The 1,005-nt window shown below is 72.8% G+C and carries 2 protein-coding genes; one reads left to right on the forward strand and one right to left on the reverse strand.

What is annotated here, in order from left to right:
- A partial coding sequence (locus GRX66_RS19320; protein WP_159527878.1) for a M20/M25/M40 family metallo-hydrolase occupies positions 1-758 on the forward strand: 758 nt, incomplete at its 5' end.
- Here GRX66_RS19320 and GRX66_RS19325 read toward each other — a convergent pair.
- Positions 749-1,005: DUF7119 family protein (locus GRX66_RS19325; RefSeq protein WP_449271485.1), on the reverse strand; the 257-nt coding region annotated here is incomplete at its 5' end. The genes GRX66_RS19320 and GRX66_RS19325 overlap by 10 nt on opposite strands.

Genomic DNA, 1,005 nt, shown 5'->3' on the forward strand with positions numbered 1-1,005 from the left:
CGCTCGACAACCCGTACCCGTTCGAGCGCGACGCGGCGGTCATCGCGGAACCGACGTCGCTGACGCCAGTGGTCGCCTGCGAGGGGAGTCTGATGAAGCGCCTCCACGTCCGGGGTCGGTCGTCGCACGCGGCGACCCCGTGGCGGGGGGAGTCCGCCCTCGAGTACTTCGACCGCATTCGCGAGGCGTTCGAGGCCCTCGCCACGGAACGGGAGGCGCGCGTGACCCACCCGCTGTACGGGGACTACCCGACGAAGTGGCCGGTAGTCTGTGGCACCGTCGACGCGGGGGACTGGGCGTCGACCGTCCCGGCGTCGCTGACAGCGGAGTGGCGCATCGGCGTCGCGCCCGGCGAGACCGTGGCCGAGGTCGAGGCCGAGTTCGACGACCGACTCGCGGACGTCGTCGCGGACAGCGAGTGGCTGCGCGACCACCCGCCGGACTTCGAGCGCTTCTCCGTGCAGTTCGAACCGTCCGAGGTCGACCCCGGGGAGCCGGTCGTGCGCGCGGTCCAGTCGGCGATGGAAACGCACGGGCTTGCCGACGCGGCGCCGCGGGGTGTGACCTACGGCGCTGACGCGCGCCACTACGTCGCGGCGGGGATTCCGACGGTGCTGTTCGGACCGGGGAGCATCGAGCAGGCGCACTTCCCGGACGAGACCGTCGACGCCCGGGAGGTCGAGACGGCTGTGGACGTGCTCGCGGACGCGGCTGCCGAGCTACTCGGCGGCGACGCGGAGGCCGAACGTCAGAGGTAGTCGCGGAGCGCGTCCGAGACGACGTCGTCGGGGTCGCGGTCGGAGACCGTGGCGTGCCGCCGGAGGTCCCGGTAGACGACGGACGGGAGGGTGACGGTGAGTTCGCCGGGCGTCACGCCGAGTTCCTCGAGGACGCCGGCGAGGTTGCGGCCGTCGTTGACGGCGCTGGCGGCTTCGCGGACGTCCCGGACGGTGAGGTCGTTGTCGACGACGGCCCACGCCAGCAGGTAGCGGTCGTCGCCGCGAC

Origin of the sequence: Halobacterium bonnevillei, from assembly GCF_009831555.1 — an archaeon.
Classification (GTDB): Archaea; Halobacteriota; Halobacteria; order Halobacteriales; family Halobacteriaceae; genus Halobacterium; species Halobacterium bonnevillei.